This is a genomic window from Rhizobium sp. AQ_MP (assembly GCF_014237835.1).
Lineage (GTDB): Bacteria > Pseudomonadota > Alphaproteobacteria > Rhizobiales > Rhizobiaceae > Allorhizobium.
On sequence record NZ_JACJVI010000074.1, the window covers coordinates 1 to 446 of the forward strand.

General features: G+C 63.2%; 1 protein-coding gene. It reads right to left on the reverse strand.

The features are described 5' to 3' along the window. Positions 1-446: GTP-binding protein (locus H6M51_RS24275; protein ID WP_246780679.1), on the reverse strand; the 446-nt coding region annotated here is incomplete at both ends.

Here is a 446-nt window from a genome sequence, read left to right on the forward strand (position 1 = left end):
GTCACAACCGTACCACGGCCCGAGATCGAGAACACGTCTTCGATCGGCATCAGGAACGGCTGGTCGATCGGACGCTCGGGCGTCGGGATGTAGGCGTCGACCTGAGCCATCAGCTCGCGGATCGCGTCTTCGCCGATCGTCTTGTTCGAGTCTTCCAGAGCGGCCAGAGCCGAGCCCTTGACAACCGGGATGTCGTCGCCCGGGAAGTCGTAGGACGACAGCAGTTCGCGAACTTCCAGTTCAACGAGCTCGAGCAGCTCGGCGTCGTCAACCTGGTCAACCTTGTTCAGGAAGACAACGATGGCCGGAACGCCAACCTGACGGGCGAGCAGGATGTGCTCGCGGGTCTGCGGCATCGGGCCGTCAGCTGCCGAGCAAACCAGGATCGCGCCGTCCATCTGGGCAGCACCGGTGATCATGTTCTTGACGTAGTCGGCGTGGCCGGG